Source organism: Nocardia stercoris, from assembly GCF_003696265.1.
GTDB classification, from domain to species: domain Bacteria; phylum Actinomycetota; class Actinomycetes; order Mycobacteriales; family Mycobacteriaceae; genus Nocardia; species Nocardia stercoris.
Genome location: NZ_RFFH01000014.1, coordinates 37,583 through 54,591, shown reverse-complemented (window position 1 = coordinate 54,591; position 17,009 = coordinate 37,583). Strand labels below are relative to the sequence as shown.

Annotated in this window: 19 protein-coding genes and 1 tRNA gene; 11 read left to right on the top strand and 9 right to left on the bottom strand. The window is 68.9% G+C overall.

Translation table 11 applies throughout. The annotated features are described in order from the left end of the window. Positions 1-23: 23 nt before the first annotated feature. The 5 genes from EBN03_RS25600 (at position 24) to EBN03_RS25580 (ending at position 2,680) form a co-directional block, all read left to right on the top strand. Positions 24-584: a hypothetical protein gene (locus EBN03_RS25600; protein WP_233608634.1), complete on the top strand. Its 561-nt coding sequence runs from the start codon at positions 24-26 to the stop codon at positions 582-584. A gap of 116 nt (positions 585-700) precedes the next feature. Then, entirely contained in the window at positions 701-1,123 is a 423-nt protein-coding gene (locus tag EBN03_RS25595; protein WP_122190693.1) for a DUF3052 domain-containing protein, read from the top strand. A 99-nt stretch (positions 1,124-1,222) separates the two neighbouring features. Then, positions 1,223-1,687, top strand: a complete 465-nt coding sequence (locus EBN03_RS25590; RefSeq protein ID WP_122190692.1) for a peroxiredoxin — start codon at positions 1,223-1,225, stop codon at positions 1,685-1,687. Positions 1,688-1,742: 55 nt separating this feature from the next. After that, positions 1,743-1,814 (top strand) — tRNA-Val (locus EBN03_RS25585). Between the two features lie 389 nt (positions 1,815-2,203). Further along, positions 2,204-2,680 carry a DUF5994 family protein gene (locus EBN03_RS25580; RefSeq protein WP_199742961.1) on the top strand — a complete coding sequence of 159 codons (477 nt, stop codon included), beginning with the start codon at positions 2,204-2,206 and terminating at the stop codon, positions 2,678-2,680. Between the two features lie 753 nt (positions 2,681-3,433). Here the strand turns inward: EBN03_RS25580 and EBN03_RS25575 are convergent. Then, positions 3,434-4,195 (bottom strand): hypothetical protein, encoded by a 762-nt coding sequence (locus EBN03_RS25575; protein WP_147471698.1) that lies wholly within the window; start codon positions 4,193-4,195, stop codon positions 3,434-3,436. Positions 4,196-4,629: 434 nt separating this feature from the next. On the opposite strand from EBN03_RS25575, the gene EBN03_RS25570 reads away from it, so the two are divergent. Next, positions 4,630-5,118, top strand: a complete 489-nt coding sequence (locus tag EBN03_RS25570) for a DUF420 domain-containing protein (protein ID WP_147471697.1) — start codon at positions 4,630-4,632, stop codon at positions 5,116-5,118. 22 nt (positions 5,119-5,140) lie between these two features. Here the strand turns inward: EBN03_RS25570 and EBN03_RS25565 are convergent, their stop codons facing one another. Then, positions 5,141-5,785 (bottom strand): LysE family translocator, encoded by a 645-nt coding sequence (locus EBN03_RS25565; RefSeq protein WP_122190689.1) that lies wholly within the window; start codon positions 5,783-5,785, stop codon positions 5,141-5,143. Between the two features lie 135 nt (positions 5,786-5,920). Here EBN03_RS25565 and EBN03_RS25560 point away from each other — a divergent pair, with 135 nt between their 5' ends. Both EBN03_RS25560 and EBN03_RS25555 read left to right on the top strand, forming a co-directional pair. After that, positions 5,921-6,307, top strand: a complete 387-nt coding sequence (locus EBN03_RS25560; RefSeq protein ID WP_122190688.1) for a VOC family protein — start codon at positions 5,921-5,923, stop codon at positions 6,305-6,307. Positions 6,308-6,457: 150 nt separating this feature from the next. After that, positions 6,458-7,807: a lipase family protein gene (locus EBN03_RS25555; protein ID WP_122190687.1), complete on the top strand. Its 1,350-nt coding sequence runs from the start codon at positions 6,458-6,460 to the stop codon at positions 7,805-7,807. A gap of 88 nt (positions 7,808-7,895) precedes the next feature. On the opposite strand, the gene EBN03_RS25550 is transcribed toward EBN03_RS25555, so the two are convergent. Continuing rightward, positions 7,896-9,044, bottom strand: coding sequence for a serine hydrolase domain-containing protein (locus tag EBN03_RS25550; RefSeq protein ID WP_122190686.1), 1,149 nt, complete (start codon positions 9,042-9,044; stop codon positions 7,896-7,898). A gap of 174 nt (positions 9,045-9,218) precedes the next feature. On the opposite strand from EBN03_RS25550, the gene EBN03_RS25545 reads away from it, so the two are divergent. Both EBN03_RS25545 and EBN03_RS25540 read left to right on the top strand, forming a co-directional pair. Continuing rightward, entirely contained in the window at positions 9,219-10,091 is an 873-nt protein-coding gene (locus EBN03_RS25545; RefSeq protein WP_122190685.1) for an alpha/beta fold hydrolase, read from the top strand. Between the two features lie 74 nt (positions 10,092-10,165). Beyond that, on the top strand, positions 10,166-11,158 hold the full coding sequence (locus EBN03_RS25540) for a GlxA family transcriptional regulator (protein WP_122190684.1): 993 nt from the start codon (positions 10,166-10,168) through the stop codon (positions 11,156-11,158). 13 nt (positions 11,159-11,171) lie between these two features. Here EBN03_RS25540 and EBN03_RS25535 read toward each other — a convergent pair whose 3' ends face one another. Then, positions 11,172-11,939 (bottom strand): MspA family porin, encoded by a 768-nt coding sequence (locus tag EBN03_RS25535; protein ID WP_158675740.1) that lies wholly within the window; start codon positions 11,937-11,939, stop codon positions 11,172-11,174. An 82-nt stretch (positions 11,940-12,021) separates the two neighbouring features. Beyond that, complete coding sequence (locus EBN03_RS34315) at positions 12,022-12,384, bottom strand: hypothetical protein (protein WP_158675739.1); 363 nt, start codon at positions 12,382-12,384, stop codon at positions 12,022-12,024. Between the two features lie 16 nt (positions 12,385-12,400). Between EBN03_RS34315 and EBN03_RS25525 the strand changes: the two genes are divergently transcribed. After that, a complete protein-coding gene (locus tag EBN03_RS25525) occupies positions 12,401-12,580 on the top strand; it encodes a hypothetical protein (protein ID WP_122190682.1) in 180 nt (59 codons plus the stop codon). Positions 12,581-12,682: 102 nt separating this feature from the next. Here the strand turns inward: EBN03_RS25525 and EBN03_RS25520 are convergent, their stop codons facing one another. Genes EBN03_RS25520 through EBN03_RS25505 form a run of 4 tightly spaced genes read right to left on the bottom strand, consistent with a single transcriptional unit; the run spans position 12,683 to position 16,710 of the window. Then, entirely contained in the window at positions 12,683-13,216 is a 534-nt protein-coding gene (locus tag EBN03_RS25520) for a GNAT family N-acetyltransferase (RefSeq protein WP_122190681.1), read from the bottom strand. Between the two features lie 49 nt (positions 13,217-13,265). Beyond that, positions 13,266-13,844 carry a GTP-binding protein gene (locus EBN03_RS25515; protein WP_233608633.1) on the bottom strand — a complete coding sequence of 193 codons (579 nt, stop codon included), beginning with the start codon at positions 13,842-13,844 and terminating at the stop codon, positions 13,266-13,268. Then, positions 13,841-14,269, bottom strand: coding sequence for a roadblock/LC7 domain-containing protein (locus EBN03_RS25510; RefSeq protein WP_122190680.1), 429 nt, complete (start codon positions 14,267-14,269; stop codon positions 13,841-13,843). The genes EBN03_RS25515 and EBN03_RS25510 overlap by 4 nt, the downstream gene beginning before the upstream one ends. Next, a complete protein-coding gene (locus EBN03_RS25505; protein ID WP_233608632.1) occupies positions 14,266-16,710 on the bottom strand; it encodes a sensor histidine kinase in 2,445 nt (814 codons plus the stop codon). The genes EBN03_RS25510 and EBN03_RS25505 overlap by 4 nt, the downstream gene beginning before the upstream one ends. Between the last annotated feature and the right edge of the window lie 299 nt (positions 16,711-17,009).

The window sequence follows — 17,009 nt, the reverse complement described above, 5'->3', positions numbered from 1 at the left end:
TCGTGTCGAAGTCGGAGGGGACAATGGGAGTACTGCGGAGCTCGCGCTGGGCGGGCCCGGCCTGTGCGGGACTGGCCGTGACCGTCGGTCTCGTCGTCGCGGGTTGCGCGCACTCGGTGGCGGGGACGGCGACCGTCGACCCCGCAGTGGCTGCCGCTTACCGGTCGGAGGCCGCCTCGTCGTCCGCGGCGGCGTCGTCGTCGAAAGCGGCCGCGGCAGCGGACAAGGCGGTGGCGGACAACTGCGATCCGTTCCGCGGCACCACCGGTCCGGCGGTGACCAAATTCAACGACTTCGTGTCCGCGCACGACAACAACGCACCCGACCAAGACGACAAGCGCGACGCCGCCGTCCAGACCCTGCAGGACGCCGCACGCACCGTCGAGACCCGCTACACCGATTCGGGTGCCGCGCTCACGCCGGACCTGCACCAGAAACTCGTGGACTATGTGAACGCCGCCCGCGCGCTCGCCGACGAATCCGGGAAGATGAATCACACCGCGCCGGTCGGGCCGCTGAACGACGCCAGTCAGCGAGTCAACGACGCGCTCAACGCAGTCCGCGCCGCCTGCCCACCCAAGTAGCCCAGGAACGGCCAGCCGCGACATTTCGGTAGATATTTGGGCGGATCGGCTTGCGCTGGAGCGCATAACCATGTTCGCTTGCACTACCTGTTGTCGGAGTTGAGGAGGACACCACCGTGGGCGCCGCGGCGGACGCGCAGAACATCGCAGAGAAGCTTGGCATCACGCACGGCATGGCTGTACAGGAGCTGGGCTGGGACGACGACACCGACGACGACCTGCGGGCAGTGATCGAGGAGGCCATCGGCTCCGAGATGCTCGACGAAGACACCGACGAGGTGGTCGACGTCGTGGTGCTGTGGTGGCGAGACGGCGACGGCGACTTGGTCGACGAGCTGATGGATGTCATCACCCCGCTAGCCGACGACGGCTTCGTGTGGGTGCTGACGCCGAAGACCGGGCAGCCGGGCCACGTGGACCCGAGCGAGATCGCCGAATCGGCGACTCCGGCCGGTCTCACGCAAACCTCCGCGGTCAATCTCGGTGGCTGGAGCGGCAGCAGGCTGGTTCAGCCGAAGACTCCGTCCAAGCAGCGCTGAGCGGGCACCCACCCGCCGGACAGAGCTGACAGCCGGCCCGGCTAGGGTTTCGGCGAGGGCCGGCATGCTCGGCCGCCATCGATTCCAGGAGGACCGCGCATGCCGCTCGACGTGGGTACAGTCGCGCCTGATTTCACGCTGAAGGACCAGAACAACCAGGAGGTCCGGCTCTCGGACTACCTGGGCCGCAAGAACGTTCTGCTGGTGTTCTATCCGCTCGCCTTCACCGGCATCTGCCAGGGTGAGCTGCACCGTGTCCGGGATTCCCTGGACCGGTTCCAGAACGACAACTCGGAGATTCTCGCGATCTCGGTCGGTCCGCCGCCCACCCACAAGATCTGGGCCGCCGAACACGGCTACACCTTCCCGCTGCTGTCCGACTTCTGGCCGCACGGCGCCGTCGCCCAGAACTACGGTGTCTTCAACGACCACAGCGGCATCCCCAACCGCGGCACCTTCGTCGTGGACAAGACCGGAATCATCCGCTTCGCCGAAATGAACGGCCCCGGCGAGCCCCGTGACCAGGCAGCTTGGGAGAAAGCCCTCGCTGCGTTAGATTCGTAACCCGTCGCCGCACAGCGACACCCGTCAGGTAGCCGCTCACCCGGCACCGACACCCGGACGTATAGCTCAGCGGTAGAGCTCTGGTTTTACACACCAGCGGTCGGGGGTTCGATCCCCTCTGCGTCCACAAGCTCTCGTTGCGCGAACACCCGGCCAAGCGGCCGCGCCGGCTCCAAGTCACTGTCCATGCACAGACGTCGGGCGCCGGTGTGTACTCGGTGGGTAGGATGAAGGTGTCGGGGGCTTTTCGTACGAGATCACCCGTGGTCTGGTCGTCGCCCGGCGAATGAAACAGGGGCCGCTACGCGGCCCCGGTCAGGAGCGTCGTGATGACGCGACAACACGAGCCGATCCGCCAGGAACGATCTTCACGCCTCGCCGGCCCGCGTGACACTCTCGATGACACCCAGAGCGAGGCCGCGTTGCGCCGCTGGGACGACGAGGGCGGACATCTCGAGGAGCTGAACCCGGCAAAGGCGTCATGCGCGGGATCCCCGGCCCGAGCGGGGGCTTGACATGACACAGAACCCGCCGCAGTACAGAGGCGCTGCCGCCGCCGACCGCGGTCTGGGCCGATTCCAGGCCGGCGCCGACGGTGGGCAACCATTCGACACGCCGACAAGAACACCGCGACTGCTGCTGCGCGAGGGTGACGAGGAATCCGGCGGCGTCGACGGTGCTTGGTGGCCCAGAACCGACAATCTCACCAGCGAACTGCACGACTTGGTCACCGTCCTCGCCCCGCGACTGGGTGCGACCACCCGGGTCAGCTTCGACTGGAATGCGCTGAGCCGGTCTCAACGCCGCATCGACGCTCCCGACGGGATCGAGGTCACCGGATCGCTTCCGGATCAGCCACCCCGGGTGATGTATGTCTTCGGCCCACATGATCGGCCGCTTCGATTGCTGGTGATCAGCCCCGCCATGACTGCAGACGTCGCCCACTCGCAGATGCGCACAGCCGTAGGCACCGGCGTCGACCAGCCGCAATGATGAACTATCCCACGGGCAGCGGCATGGCCGGCTATCGCCCTTTGCCCCTGCCTACCGCAATCCGATGGTGAGATTCTCGATCGCGACCACCTACTGTGTCGCCGCGGCACCGACAGCGGATGGAGCAGTCGTCGGCGCGGGTGTCAGGATCGCGCAGCGGGCGATGGGTTCCGCCCGAGCTGGCACAGGCCCTACTGATCTCCTGACGATTCCGGCCCAGTAGCGGTGACGCTGGAGTTCACTACGACATCGACACCCGCCGCACCACCGCGAGATGAGATCGCCATTCCCCGAACCGGGATCAACGCTGCCGGGTCAGTGAGTACAAGCTGCGGCGCCGCTTCACGGCTGCGGTTCGTCGCACCGCACGGCAGCCACAGGTCCCCCGCCCGCTGATCAACGGGCGGGGGTCATGCATCGATCAGATGAACGCTCTGTCATGCCACCGTGCGAGCGATCCACAGTCACTCGGACAGCGCGGGGCTGCCGCGCGGCGTCTGCCGCTATCGCACCCTGCTCGCCACGCGGGTGCCGACCGGTCGGACCCGGATCTGTGGCCCGACCGCCGTCAGGGTGTTCGCGTTGTGGAGCGTTAGGCCCCCACCGGCCGTGCAGGTCAATCCCGTTTTCGGGGCAAGCGTTGCTGACACCGGCCCCCGAGGACCTCGCGGACATCTGGCCTGGGGCGCGCCGAGCTTCTCCGGCATCTGACGAACGTCGTTCCACCCCAACTCGACTCGATCGACACCACAGCTACTCGTCGTAGGTGTGGGCCTCGAAGGTCCATGGTTCGCCCGGGTTCGAGCGGAAGGCTTGGGTGCCCGGGGGCATCGAGGCCAGCGTGGTGAAGGTTTCGTCTGCTGCCAGTAGGTGTTCTACGCAGGCGATTCCGGCGTTGCCGTTGGGGTCGTTCACGCCGTCCGCGACGGTCCAGTCGCCGTCGGCCCAGTGGGTGACGACCCGGACCGGCTCGGTACCGGCCATGATGGTCCGCTGGACGATCATTCCCAGGTGCTGGGGGAACACGCCCTCCGGATACGGCCAGGGGATGCCGCGTTGTACTTCGTGACCGCGCACGCTGGCCGGTCCGTACAGGTGGGCGTTGACGGTCGGATCGTTTGCGAGGACGAAGTCCACAACGGACCAGAAGTCCTGCAGCCGTGGATGGGTCAGGGCGGCTTCGCGCGACAAGAGTGTTCCGTGCATCGGGCCGCCGGAACCGTCGAGGCAGGCCTGGACCAATGTCGCGCCGGGCTCGGCGCTGTTCGTGGTCGGGCCGACCCGGCAGCCGAAGGTCACATGATCATCGAACTGGCTCTGGCCCCAGGTGCCGAGGATGACGTCGATCCAGGTTTCGTGCGGCTGGCCGATGTGGTGGTAGCTGTTCGCGTAATAGGCCGCATGGGTGCTGCCGTCCCGGCTGACGAAATTCCACGTCCAGTTGACCGGAACATCACAGCACTTGCAGTTATAGGTCCTGATCTGCCGTTCGGCCGGATCCATTGTCAAACTCACCGGGCTGACGCTACGCGGCGGGTCGGACATTCCGTGCCCTCCGGGCATGTGATTGTTGCTCGCGTGAATTATCCACGCCGCCAGGCGGTTCGATGGACAGGCCCAGACCCGAATCGGGTGGCCGACTTCTGACCCGGGTGTGTTCGGTTGCGCTGAAATAGAATTCGCCGGACCGTGCCGCGCGCCGACTTGATTCGGCCTGCTCTCGCCGAGGTCATGATCGCCATGACAGCTCTGCAACGCCGTGCCCGGCTAACCGGCCGACGAACTGCTCGTCCTGTTTCAGTTTTGACCCGCATTCGGTCGGGGCGCAGGTCATGTCGGCGGCGTGATCCACGGGAATGCCGGGGCGGCGGGGGAGGATGGCTGCGGTGCTGGACCGCGAATTGTGCCGATGTCGTCGGGAAGATTGCTGAGGAAGGTGGAGGACCGCAGTGCACAATTACCCCGGGACGGATGGTTTCCTCGGTACGCGCGCGTCGTGGGCGATGGACACCATGGTGCTCGTGATGGCGGTCGTCCTGGCCGTGCTCGCGTGGAGTGTGTATCAGGTCCGGGTGAAGCGGAAGTTCGGGCTGCACAAGCGGACTCAGGTCGCGCTCGCGGTCGGGTTGCTGATTTCGGTCGGACTGTTCGAAGTGGATGTGCGGTTCAACGGGTGGGAGGAGCGGGCCTCGGGGGTGGCCGGTGGGCGTCCGTCCGGGCTGGTGTGGACGGCGCTCGGGATTCAATTGGTGTTCGCGGTGTTCGCGGTCGTGCTGTGGCCGGTGGTTATCGTTCGCGCTGCCCGCGAGCTGGGGTCGCCGCCACTCCCGGGCGCGCACAGTGTGTGGCATCGGCGGTGGGCGCCGTTGGCCGCGATCGGCATGGCGCTGGCCGGCGCGACCAGCTGGGTGTTCTACTGGCTGGCCTTCGCCGCCTGAATCGGGTGGTGTGGGAGGGTGTTCAGTCCTTGCGGCCGGTGAGGGCGAGACTGGTGCCCAGGCCGATCATGATCAGGCCGCCGGTGCCGCCTACCGCGGCGAGGCGGCGGGGGGAGCGGGCCAGCCAGGTGCGGGCGGCGCCGGCGGCCAAAGCCCAGACGGAGTCGAAGATCAGGCCGAAGACCGGGATGCAGGCGCCGAGGAGCATCATCTGTTCGGGGATCCAGCCGGCTTCCAGGGTGACGAATTGGGGGAGCAGCGCGGCCAGGAAGACGATGGTTTTGGGGTTGGCGAAGCCGACCACCAGGCCGTCGCGGAGGGCGGCGACGGTGCGGTGGGTGGTGGGTGTCGTTTCGGCGGTGAGGGTGTCGGCGAGGTGTTGCCGGTGGCGGACGGCTCGGATGCCCAGATAGACGAGGTAGAGCGCGCCCAGGAGTTTGACGGCGGTGAATACGGTTGCCGAGGTGGTGACTATCGCTGCGAGGCCGAAGGCTACGGCGACGACCTGGAGGTAGACGCCGATCGCGTTGCCTACGACGGTGAGCAAGGCGGCTCGGCGGCCGACCGTGATCGCGCGGCTGACGGTGAACAGCACACTGGGGCCCGGGATGACGACCAGCAGCAATGCCAGGGCCGCGAAGCCGAACAGATGGGCAGAGGTCACCATGTGCCGACCATAACGTCGAGGCGTTCGACCGGGCGAGGGTTTTTCGTAGCGGCGGCCGATGGCGCGTCTGTGCGCCGGACTTCGGGAACGCGCGGTGACATGAGCTTGGTCGGACCGTCGTGATGGACTGACCCGATGCGGCTGAATCAGGTGACGATCGGCAGTACCGATCTCGAGCGGTCCGAGGGTTTCTACACGCTGTTGGGTTTGCGGTTGATCGTGCGGGACCGGCACTATCTGCGGTTCGAATGTCCGGACGGGGACAGTACGTTCTCGGTGGAGCTGGTCGAGGCCGTGGCCGCGAACGGGCAGGTCACCGTCTACTTCGAGACCGAGGCGCTCGACCACGAATGCCGGCGGCTCACGGCGGCCGGACTGGTGTTCGACCAGGAGCCGACGGATATGCCGTGGTTGTGGCGGGAGGCGCGGTTGCGGGATCCGGACGGGCACCCGTTGTGCCTGTTCCGGGCCGGGGAGAATCGGCGGAATCCGCCGTGGCGGGTGGGCACGGGCGGAGAGTGACCAGCGGGATTCGCCCACTGGACACAGGTGCGGGGTTTGGGCGATCAGGTCCGGCCCGGAATGGAACCTGTTACAGTCCGCAGACGGGAAGGGGAGTTCCGAATGTCGGTGGATCGTAAATTATGTTGTAGTGCAACGGTTTTGAATCGGATGCTGCGGGTGGTGGTGCCGATCGGGGTGCTGCTGGCGGCGACGGGGGCGGCGGCGTCACCCGCGGCGGCCACACCGAATACCGTCGATCCGTTCTATGCCCCGCCCGCGGACTACGCGGACGCGACGCCGGGCTCGATCCTGCGGATCCGGCCGATCCAGGCCAGCTACATGCAGTTGATTCCCATGCCGGTGCAGGCCTGGCAGTTGCTGTACCGGACGACCGGTGCCGACGGGCAGCCATACGCCGCGGTGACGACCGTGCTGCGCCCGGCGCACGCGACGCAGCCCACGGCGATCCTGTCGTTCCAGAACATGACCGACGCGATCGCGCCGCAGTGCATGCCGTCGCAGGATCTGCAGCAGGGCGCCGTGCCGTGGTTCGATCCGTCGAAGCCGGGACCGATCCAGCTCTCGACCATGGCCAACGAGACGCCGATGATCGCGGCCGCGCTGGCCCGGGGCTGGGCGGTGTCGGTGCCGGACACCGGCGGCATCGACAACCACTTCGAGAGCCCACACGAGCCGGGATACGTTGTGCTGGACGGTATTCGGGCGGCGGAGAACTTCGCCCCGGCCGGCCTGCCCGGGCCGGGCACGCGCGCCGTGCTGTGGGGCTATTCGGGCGGTGCGATCACCTCGGCCTGGGCCGCACAGGAGCAGCCGCACTACGCACCGGAACTGAACCTCGCGGGCGCGGCGCTCGGTGGTCCGGTCGGCGACATGGGGACCGGCATCCGCGCGGCCAACGGCACGCCCGTGGGCGGCGCGCTCGTGCCGGTCGCCATGATGGGGATGATGCAGGACTCCCCGGAGTTCACCGCGGCCCTGGACCGGTATCTCACCCCCGAGGGCCGGCAGCGGATCGCCGCCGCGACGAACAACTGCGCACCGCAGAACCTGTTGTCCAACATGGGTTTCGACGCGGGCCAGTTCCTCACCGCACCCCTGGACGATGTCTTGGCCGACCCGGTGATCAGCGCCGCCCTACGCGAACGAAACCTCGGCGGAGCGGCGCCGACCGTCCCGCTCTACGTCTACAACGCGATCGACGACGAAGGCAGCGCGATCACCGGCGTCGACCGGATGGTTTCGGCCTACTGCGACGCCGGCACCGCGGTGACCTACCGCCGGGAACAGACGGACTACCCGGTCTCCGGGCACACCGGCGAATGGTTCGCGGGCGCACCGGCGGCCCTGGCCTGGTTGCAGCAGCGGGCCGAGAACCCGGTCGAGCAGACCGGCTGCGATATCCGGTCCGTGCCCGCCACCATCGTCGACCCGGCAGCTCTGGACAGCCTCGCCACGGGCATCATCGGCGGACCGATTCGGGTCATGCTCGGCTACTGAACGCCGGGGTCCGGCCTGGGCGCACAACCTTCTGTCCGAAACCGCAAGAATTGCCGGCGCCGGGCGAACATTGTGCGTTCGGGCCGGATCACAGCGCGTCATACACCGCCCGAACCAGGTCGTAGGCCCGGCGGTCACCGGAGAGCCAGTCCCGGCGCAGGTTCGGGACGAAGGCGATCGCGACGCGGTGAGTGAGGTCGCCCAAGCCGAGGGCGCCGCCGGCGCCGGGGTGGCCGAAGGCGGTCGGCCGGGCGGCGGCGGGCAGCACGAAGTTCTGGGCGGGCAGCATGTAGCCGAGGCCGAACGCGCTCTCCTGCACCAGGACCGCGTCCGGGCCGCGGACCTGTTCGCGGACGGCTTCGCGCAGGATCGACGGCGGCAGCAGCGTGCCGGCCACGAGGTCGCGGTAGAAGCGGGCGAGGCCGCGGGCCGTGGTGACCAGGCCGGAGGCGGGCCAGCCGCCGGCCAGCACCTCGGGTTTGTTCGCGGACGCCATGGGATTGGTGGAACCGCGCATCAGCAGGGAGTCGGGATCCTGGTAGGCCTGAGCGAGTCGTAGGACGGCCGCGTCGGTGGCGGTCGAATCGGTCCAGGCGCGCTCGGCGGCGGGCGGGAAGCCGACGCGCGCGGCCCGGGCGATCACCTCGGGAGGCGCGCCGATCCACAGGTCGTCACCGAAACGGCGGCGGACGAACTCGCCGACCGTCGAATCGGTCCGGCGACGGACGAATTCGCCGACCAGCCAGCCGAAAGTCAGTGCGTGGTAACCGTGTTCGGTGCCCGGCTGCCACAGTGGCCGCTGCCGGGCCAGCAGCGCGGCCATGGCGGCGGGGTCGGCGGCCTGCTCTACGGTCGCGGGCTGTTCGAGGACGGGAAGTCCGGCGCTGTGGGTGAGCAGGTCGGCGAGGACGGTCGCCCCCTTGCCGGCGGCGCCGTACTCCGGCCACCAGTTCGTCACCGGGGCTTCCCAGTCCACGCCGGTTTCGTGCGCGACCGCCAGGGCCGCGGTGGCGGTGACGGCTTTGGTGCAGGAGAACGTGATCGCGGGGGTGTCGTGCACCCACGGGCGCCCGGTGCGGGCATCGGCGGCTCCGCCCCACAGATCGACCACGGCCCGGCCGTCGACGAAAACCGCCACGGCGGCGCCGACGTTCTGCCCGTTGGCGAAGTCCGCTTCGAAGACCTCGCGGACCGCCCGGAAAGCTCGGTCTACCTGGCCATGTACCCGCCCACTCATGGGAAAATTAGAACATGTTCTAGTCGCGGTCGCCAGTGCGTTTCCGATCAGAATCTGACGAATTCGGCCCAGTGACTGACCTGATCGGCCTTCGCTCTCGGCCACGGCCGCCGTCGAGAGTTCACTTTCAGCAGGTCGCGGACGCGGCCCGAATCCGCTGGAAGGACAAGACAAATGACCGAGTATGTGACGCTCGAACACGGACGGCTCGCCTGCGATGTCGTCGGCGACGGGCCGCTGGTGATCCTGTCGCACGGCATGGGCACCCTGCGCCAGGACTTCCGCCACCTGGTCGGGCCCCTGGCCGCGTCCGGCTACCGGGTGGTGAATGTGGACATGCGCGGGCACGGCGAATCGAGCCTGGACTGGCCCTCGTTGACCGGAAAGGCCGCGATCAGCCGCACCGATGTGGCACAGGACCTGCTGGGTGTGATCCGGCACTTCGGTGGCCCGGCGGTGATCGTCGGGCATTCGCTGTCCGGCGGCGCGGCGACCGTCGCCGCCGCCCAGGCCCCGGAAGCGGTAGCCGCGATCGTCGAGATCGACCCCTTCACCCGCACCCAGAGCCTCGACGTCGCCGCCCTGTTCACCGTTCGCCGGTATCGCCGCGGCATGGTCCGGCTCGCCTGCACGTCGATGCTGAACTCGTCGCGGTGGTGGCAGCGGTATCTGGACGTCGCCTATCCGACGAAGCCGGACGACCACGACAGCTACCTCGCCGGACTCGACCGCGTCCTGCGTCAGCCGGGTCGCTGGGCGGAGTTCATGAAGACCGGCAAGACCACACCCGCGGACGCGCACGCCCAGTTGCCGAATGTGGGATGTCCGGTACTGGTGATCATGGGTTCGGCCGACCCGGACTGGTCCGATCCCGCGGCCGAGGCCGACGCGATCGTGGCCGGGCTGCCGGCGGGGCTGGGCCGGGTCGTCGAGATCGAGAACGGGGGGCACTATCCGCACGCCCAGTTCCCGGATCGGGTTGCCGCCGCGATCCTTCCGTTCCTCGAGCGGCACGTGGTCCAAGCGCGGGCCGGGCACACCGCCTGATGGGTGAACCCGAGGTCCGTCACGGTCGACCGCTGATCGTGACGGACGGGTGCCGCGAATGCCATGATGGCGGAGTGTCCGAACCGCGTACCGTCGTCTTCGTCGCGTACCAGGGGATGCAGCTGGTCGAATTGGCCGGGCCGATGGACGTTTTCGGGTTCGTGAACGCACTCACCGGGCAGCCGGTGTACCGGCTCTTGACGGCTTCGCCGCAGGGCCGCTCGATCACGGTCGACGGGGGACTGACCATCGCGGTGCCACATTCGCTGCACGAGCTGGCCGTCTCGGCCGACGAGATCGACACTCTGGTGGTCGTCGGCGGCTGGATCTCGGGCCCGGTGTCCGCGGAGGTGGTTCGTGAGCTGCCGGCGCTGGCCCGCAAGTCCCGGCGGGTGACCTCGGTCTGCTCCGGTGCCCTGTTGCTCGCGGCCGCCGGTCTGCTCGACGGGTACCGCGCCACCACCCACTGGGGCACGACCGATCGGCTGGCGGCGACCTATCCGCGTGTCACCGTCGAACCGGACCGTATCTACGTGCGTGATCGCAACCGCTGGACCGCGGCCGGTGTGTCGGCCGGCATCGATCTCGCGCTGGCCCTGGTCGAGGACGATCACGGACGGGAGCTGGCCCAGGAGATCGCCCGGGCGTTCGTCGTCTTCACCCGCCGATCGGGTGGTCAGGCCCAATTCAGTGCCCAGATGCGCGCTCAGCCCGCCCGCACTCCCGCCATCCGCGCGGTCCAGCAGTGGCTGCCGGACCACCTCGACGGCGACCTGTCGGTGTCGGCGCTCGCCGAGCGGGCGGGTCTGAGCGAGCGCCACTTCGCGCGCGCGTTCCGCGCGGAAACCGGTACCACGCCGGCCGCGTTCGTCGAGGACCTGCGCGTCGAAGCGGCGCGCCGCCTACTGGAATCGACCGAACTCACGGTCACCGCCATCGCCCGGGCGGTGGGCTACCGGCACGGCGAAACCCTGCATCGCGTCTTCGCGCGCCGGCTGGTCACCACTCCGGAACGCTATCGGCAGCATTTCGCGGTCGGTACCGCGAACGCGCGCGGTACCGGCTGAGACCGAGGTTCTTTCAGAAGGTGAACTGGTCGCCGTACGCCGTGGTCTGCACCAGTCCGGACGGGGTACTGACCGTGGCGGTGGTGAACGGGACCGCCGACACCGGCGAAACACATTGCGCGACATTCAGTGCGGCGTTCCTGAAGTTGATGTGATACGGGAACTGGGTCTTGTCGTCCAGGGTGGCGGTCGCCGTGTTGACCGTGGTGACCTGGCCGGGTCCCAGGGTGGCCGTCAAAACCTCCGTGATGCCCAGGGTTCCGCCGACGGTGGGGCCGATGCTGAAGGTGGGTGTGTTGAAGGATTCGCTGGGCGGGCTGACGGAGGCGCTGGGCGGGACCGTCCCACTCGGCGGGGAGACCGAAACGCTCGGCGGGGTGAAGGAGATGCTCGGCGAGTTGACCGCCCCGTTGACAGCGCCGGCAACGCCCTGGTTGGGCTCGAGCCCGACGGTGACGCCACCGGCCACGCTGATTCCGCAGCCGAGGATGAACCCGGCGACGGCCTGACCGGAGGTGATCGGATCACCGTCCACGTTCACCGAGAAGGCGCCGGTCAGCTGTGCGGCGTGCGAGAAGGTCATGAAGTAGGTCGGCGTCCGGTCGCCGGGCCCGTCCACCCTGATGTCGTCTACCGAGGTGCTCAGATGAACACCGGAACCCTCCACGTCGGTGCCGGGTGGCTGAGCGTGGCTCGGTTCGGAACCAGAGGTCCACAGGCCGAGGACGGCGACACCTGCCGCGACCGTAACGGCCGCCCCGAGAGTGAACGAACGTCGCATGCCTGAAGCCTTTCGATTCGAGACGATCGGCAACTCGATGTGGAACAAGCCCGTACGGGTACAGCTTGGCATGCATAAACGGTCAAACCGGCCAGGTGGCGTCGCCGGCGGACGGCGTGTCCACCGGCGACGCGCCGCCGTGCCCGGGCGGCCGGATCCGTAGCGGCGCATTGGTGTGCGCGAAAGGCGTTGACCAGCTGAGATATTGGATTCGGGTGCCGGGTCGCTGGTCGGCGGTGCGGTCCGGCGAGGGTGAAAAGATCTTTTCCGGCGTCTTCGCGTCCACGCCGCCCGCGCCGGCGCCACTCGCCCGGTAGCCGCCGAAGCGCTCAGTGCCACATTCCTCGTGCAGGTCGGCCCGGCTACGATCCATGCGGCGCGCGCCTACGAAGCCATCCAGTTCGCCACGGCACTCGAAGCCGGCGAAGCCTCCGCCTGACCACACCCGAAAAGGACATCGCATGTGCTACGCCGTTCCCTGTCAGACCTGTTCGAAGACCACCTGGGCCGGTTGCGGCCAGCACATCGACGAAGTGAAGGCCGGCATACCCGCCGACCGCTGGTGCGCCGGGCACCCCACCGCGGGGCAGTCCACCGCGGGCGGGACCGGGATGCTCGGACGCCTGTTCGGCCGGGGCTGAACAGCCTGCCCCGGGTGCCGGGCACCGGTCGACGTGCCGGACTGCCGCCTCCCTGACGCGGTCCGATTGCCGACCTCGGGCGGAAAATATCGTCCGGTCCGATCAGTCCGGCCGGACGCGGGCGAGCAGCATTGTGGCGGGACCGAATCCGGCTCGCTGGTAGAACGACAGTGACGGTTCGGTCGGCGAGAGCACGATCCGGGCGCAACCCGATTCGTCGGCGTAGGCGACGAGTGCGGTCAGCAGCGCGGTGCCGATACCGCGATTGCGGTAGTCGGCGAGTACGAACGCGTTACCCAGATAGCCCCAGCGCGAAGCGGGCCGGCCGGGTTGCGGCATCCGCTCGAACAGGGTGAGGTTCACCATGCCGACGGCCTGGTCGCCGACCTCGGCCAGAAATATCGTCCGGCGCGACGACTCGGTGCCCAACCACCGATCGAACCGTTCGTCGAAGTCGTCGTCGGTGACCGGGCCGCCCGAATTCTCCTCTGTCCATCGCCGGCGCAGCAGCCGCAGCGTCGCCAGGTCGTCCGCGTCGGCGACCCGGACCGTCGACTCGGCGGGGAGGTTCGTGCCGCATGCGGCGGACACCGGCTCGTAGGTGCCCGGGCCGGCGGTGGTTCGTTCGGGGCGCATCCCGCCACTGTGCCGGTGGCAGGCCGGCGGGGCAACGGCACCGGGAGACTCAGCCGGCTCGCCGCCGGGAGTCCGCGTACCGGCGGCGCACCACCTGTTCGAGCAGGACCACCAGCACCTCCTTGACCGAATCACGCTGTCGGGCATCACATTCCAGCAGAAAGATCCCGGGGTCCAGGTCGAGTGCCTCGCGGACCTCGTCCAGGTCGAAGTGGTCGGCGGCGTCGAAGCGGTTGACCGCCACCACGAACGGGGTATCGCGCTGCTCGAAGTAGTCCAGCACCGGATAGCAGTCTTCCACCCGGCCCGTGTCGAGCAGGATCACTCCGCCGAGCGCGCCGTCGAGCAGGTCGTCCCAGAGGAAGTCGAACCGCGCTTGGCCGGGCGTGCCGAACAGGTACAGCAGCAGCGTGGGATCCAGGGTGATCCGGCCGAAGTCGAGCGCCACCGTCGTGGTGGTCTTGTCCGACCGCACGCCGGGGTCGTCGATGCCGACCGACACCTCGGTCATGGCGGCTTCGGTGGACAGTGGCTCGATCTCGGAGATCGAGCCGATGAACGTGGTCTTGCCGACGCCGAATCCGCCGCTGACCACGATCTTGACCGAGGAGGTTCGCAGATCTGTCACTGCCGCAGCGATTCTCGCAGTTCGGTGATCAGCGTCGGGGTCAGTAGCGCGCCGGCCCGGTCGGCCAGCACCGCCATCTGGTAGCCGATCAGGCCCACATCGCTGTCCCCGTCGGCGATCACGCCGACGCAGCTGCCGTCGGCGATGGCCGACACCAGCAGGAAGCCGCGCCGCATCTCGATCATGATCAGTTTGAGGCCGTCGAAATCGTAACTGCGCGAAGCGCTTCGGGACAGGCTGGCCAGACCGGACACCATGGCGGCGAGGCGGTCGCCGCCGTTCCGGTCCAGGCCGTCCGACATCGCCATCAGCAGGCCGTCGGAGGAGACCGCTACGGCATCGCGCACCCCGTCGGTGGTGCGGACGAAGTCGGCGAGCAACCAGTTGAAGGTGTGCGGATCGGTCTCGGGCAGTTGGATGGTCACCGGATGTCCTCCTGTGGGGTGGTCGGCGAAACGGAATCGCTGTCGATCCCGCGCTGATGGCCGGAACGGAAGCTCGACAACATGCCCCCGACCTGCTCGGGGGAGCGGTCCGGGCGCGACGGGGCCGGTGCGCGGGCCGGGCCGGCGGCCACGGCGGCGACCGGATCACGGGGTTTGCGCGCCCGTTTGACCAGGCCGTTGCGGGTGCGCTCGGGCTCGGTTCGGTGCGCCGGCGCACCGCCGGATGCCGAGACGCTCAGCTCCGAGACAGCCTGGGCCGCTGGGCCGAGCACGGCCGTGGCGGTGCCGCCTTGTACCGGGACAGTGCCCGACCGGGCGCCGATAGCACGCGGGCGCAACAGGTCCCGGGTCCGTCCGGCCGGCAGCGTCGGAAAGGGATCGCGGGGGAACGACGGGAGCTCGGCCGACGCGATGGGTTCGCTCGCCGGAACATTCTCCACCACAACGGAATTCGTGGGTGCGGGCGCCGGCTCCGGGGCGCGGGATATCGCGGCCCGGGGAGCTGCCGCCAGCGACTTCGGCACCACCGCGGCGGGATCCGCGAGCAGCTCGGCGGGCAGCAGGACCCGGGCCACCACACCGCTCAGCGGCGACCCGGCCAGCTCGACCTGGATCCCGAGGCGGCGGGCCAGCCGCCCGACCACGTAGTGGCCCAGGAAGCGGGTCGGGACGACGAGGAAGTCCGTCGTACCGCGCAACCGGGCATTGGCGGTGGCGAGCTGATCCGGGGACAGGCCGACACCATGGTCGACGACGGCCAGCAGATACTGCGCGCCGACCCGGCGGCCGAAGATCTCGACCTCGAGATCCGGTGGGGAGAAAGCCAATCCGTTCTCGATCAACTCGGCCAGCAGATGCGCCAGTTCGCCCACCACGGCGCCGGTGACCGGGACGTCGTCCACCCGGCGCAGCGCCACCCGCCGGTAGTCGTCCACCTCGGACAGGGCCGCCCGGACGACATCGGTCACCAGGACCGGCTCCGACCAGCGGCGCGGGCTCTTCTCGCCGACCAGCACCAGCAGGCTTTCGGCGTTGCGGCGCATGCGGGTCGCGAGATGGTCGAGGTCGAACATGCGCGACAGCGCCCGCGGATCGAGTTCGTCCTGCTCGAATTCGCTGATCAGCGACAGCTGGCGGCGCACCAGATTCTGGTTGCGGCGCCCCAGGTTGGCGAGGGACTCGACGGTGTTGCGGCGCAGCCGGGCCTGCTGGGACGCGAGCTCGAACGCGGTGTGCTGCACCCGGTCCAGCGCCCGCGCCACCGACTCGATCTCGACGGTGGCACCCGCCGGTGTACGGACCGGGGCCGGTGGGTCGGGTTCGGTGTCGTCGGCCGCCGCCCACGCGGCGATGACGGCCGGAAGCCGTTGCGCGGCCACATCCTCGGCTTCGCCCGCCAGCAGCGCCAGCGGCCGGGCGATGGATCGGGCGGTGACCAGCACCAATGCCAGTTCGCCGCCGAGCGCGAGCAGTGCGACCGCCAGATAGCCCGCGAGCTGCAGTTCGGCCCGCTGCAGCAGATCTCGGGCCCGGGTACGGATCTCGGTCCCGACCTGCTGTTGCAGGGCGCGCTGGTCGTCGACCAGCGCGGTCATCTCCGCCCACCAGGCGGCGGGGTCCACCTCGTGATCCAGCCGGCCCGCCGCCGAGTCCGTCACCAGCTGCTCGGCTTCGCCCGCGCGAGTGGCGTTCTCGGTGCCGAGGACCCGGTTCATCGCGTCGCGTTGCCGGGGTGTCGCCTCGAGTCCGAAGGTGTCCAGGGCGGCCAGCCGGTGGGCGCGGATGGCGAGGAACTCGGTGTACTCACCGGGCGTCAGCGCGCCGCGGCCGAAGATGCCGTTGAGGAAGCCGCGTTCCTGGGCGGTGGCCTCCTTCGCGTCACCGAGCGCGAACAGGGCGCGCAGCCCGTGCTGGAGGCTGGGGTCGGACGTGCTGTCCTGCCCGGGACGAACCCGGTTCAGCGCGTCGATCATCGAGGTGTAGTCCCCGAAGACCTGATCCTGCGGTGCTCGCCCGCCGTCGACCAGGATACGCAGGCTGCCCAGGGTACTCAGCCGGCCCGCGGCGGCTCGGACCTGCTCGGCACCCGGCACCTCGGCCCCGCCCAGGGCCGTGTCCAGCAGGTTCGCCGCGTGATCGACCGCGCCGCGCTGGGCGTTCACGTTGGGCCGCAGGGCGGGCCGGCCGCTGAGCAGGCCGTTGGTCAGTCCACGTTCGGACTGCAGTTCGTGCACGAGATCGGCGGTCTCCAGGGCGAGCGCCACCGCGCCGACGGTGTTCGAGGCATCCCGGTAGCGGCCGATCTCCCCGCTGACGATCACCGCGAGCAGGGCCAGGACGAGGACGACCGAGAGGGCCAGGATGCGGGCGAGGCGGCCGCGCACGGTTCGTGCTCGCCAGCGCGTGGCTCGGATCGGCACTCGAATTTCTCCTCGCGACTCGTTCCGGTATCCCGGTCGGCTTCGGACGAGAGCAACGTCGCACACATTCGAATACCGCGCAACTTCGGTGCGAAAATAGTATGAGCCGCACAGTAAATGCGATCGGGCGGTGAGCATTCGTCAGCGACGGGCTGCGTCCGGTGGAAATGAGAATCGTGTTCCGGTGCGTGCGGGGTGGATTCGAATCCGCTGGTGGAGACCGGGTCTGGGCCCGAGAGTTCCGCTCGCGGAGCCGGATCGCAGAACTGTGCTCGGCTCGGTGAGTTCGACCACATTCG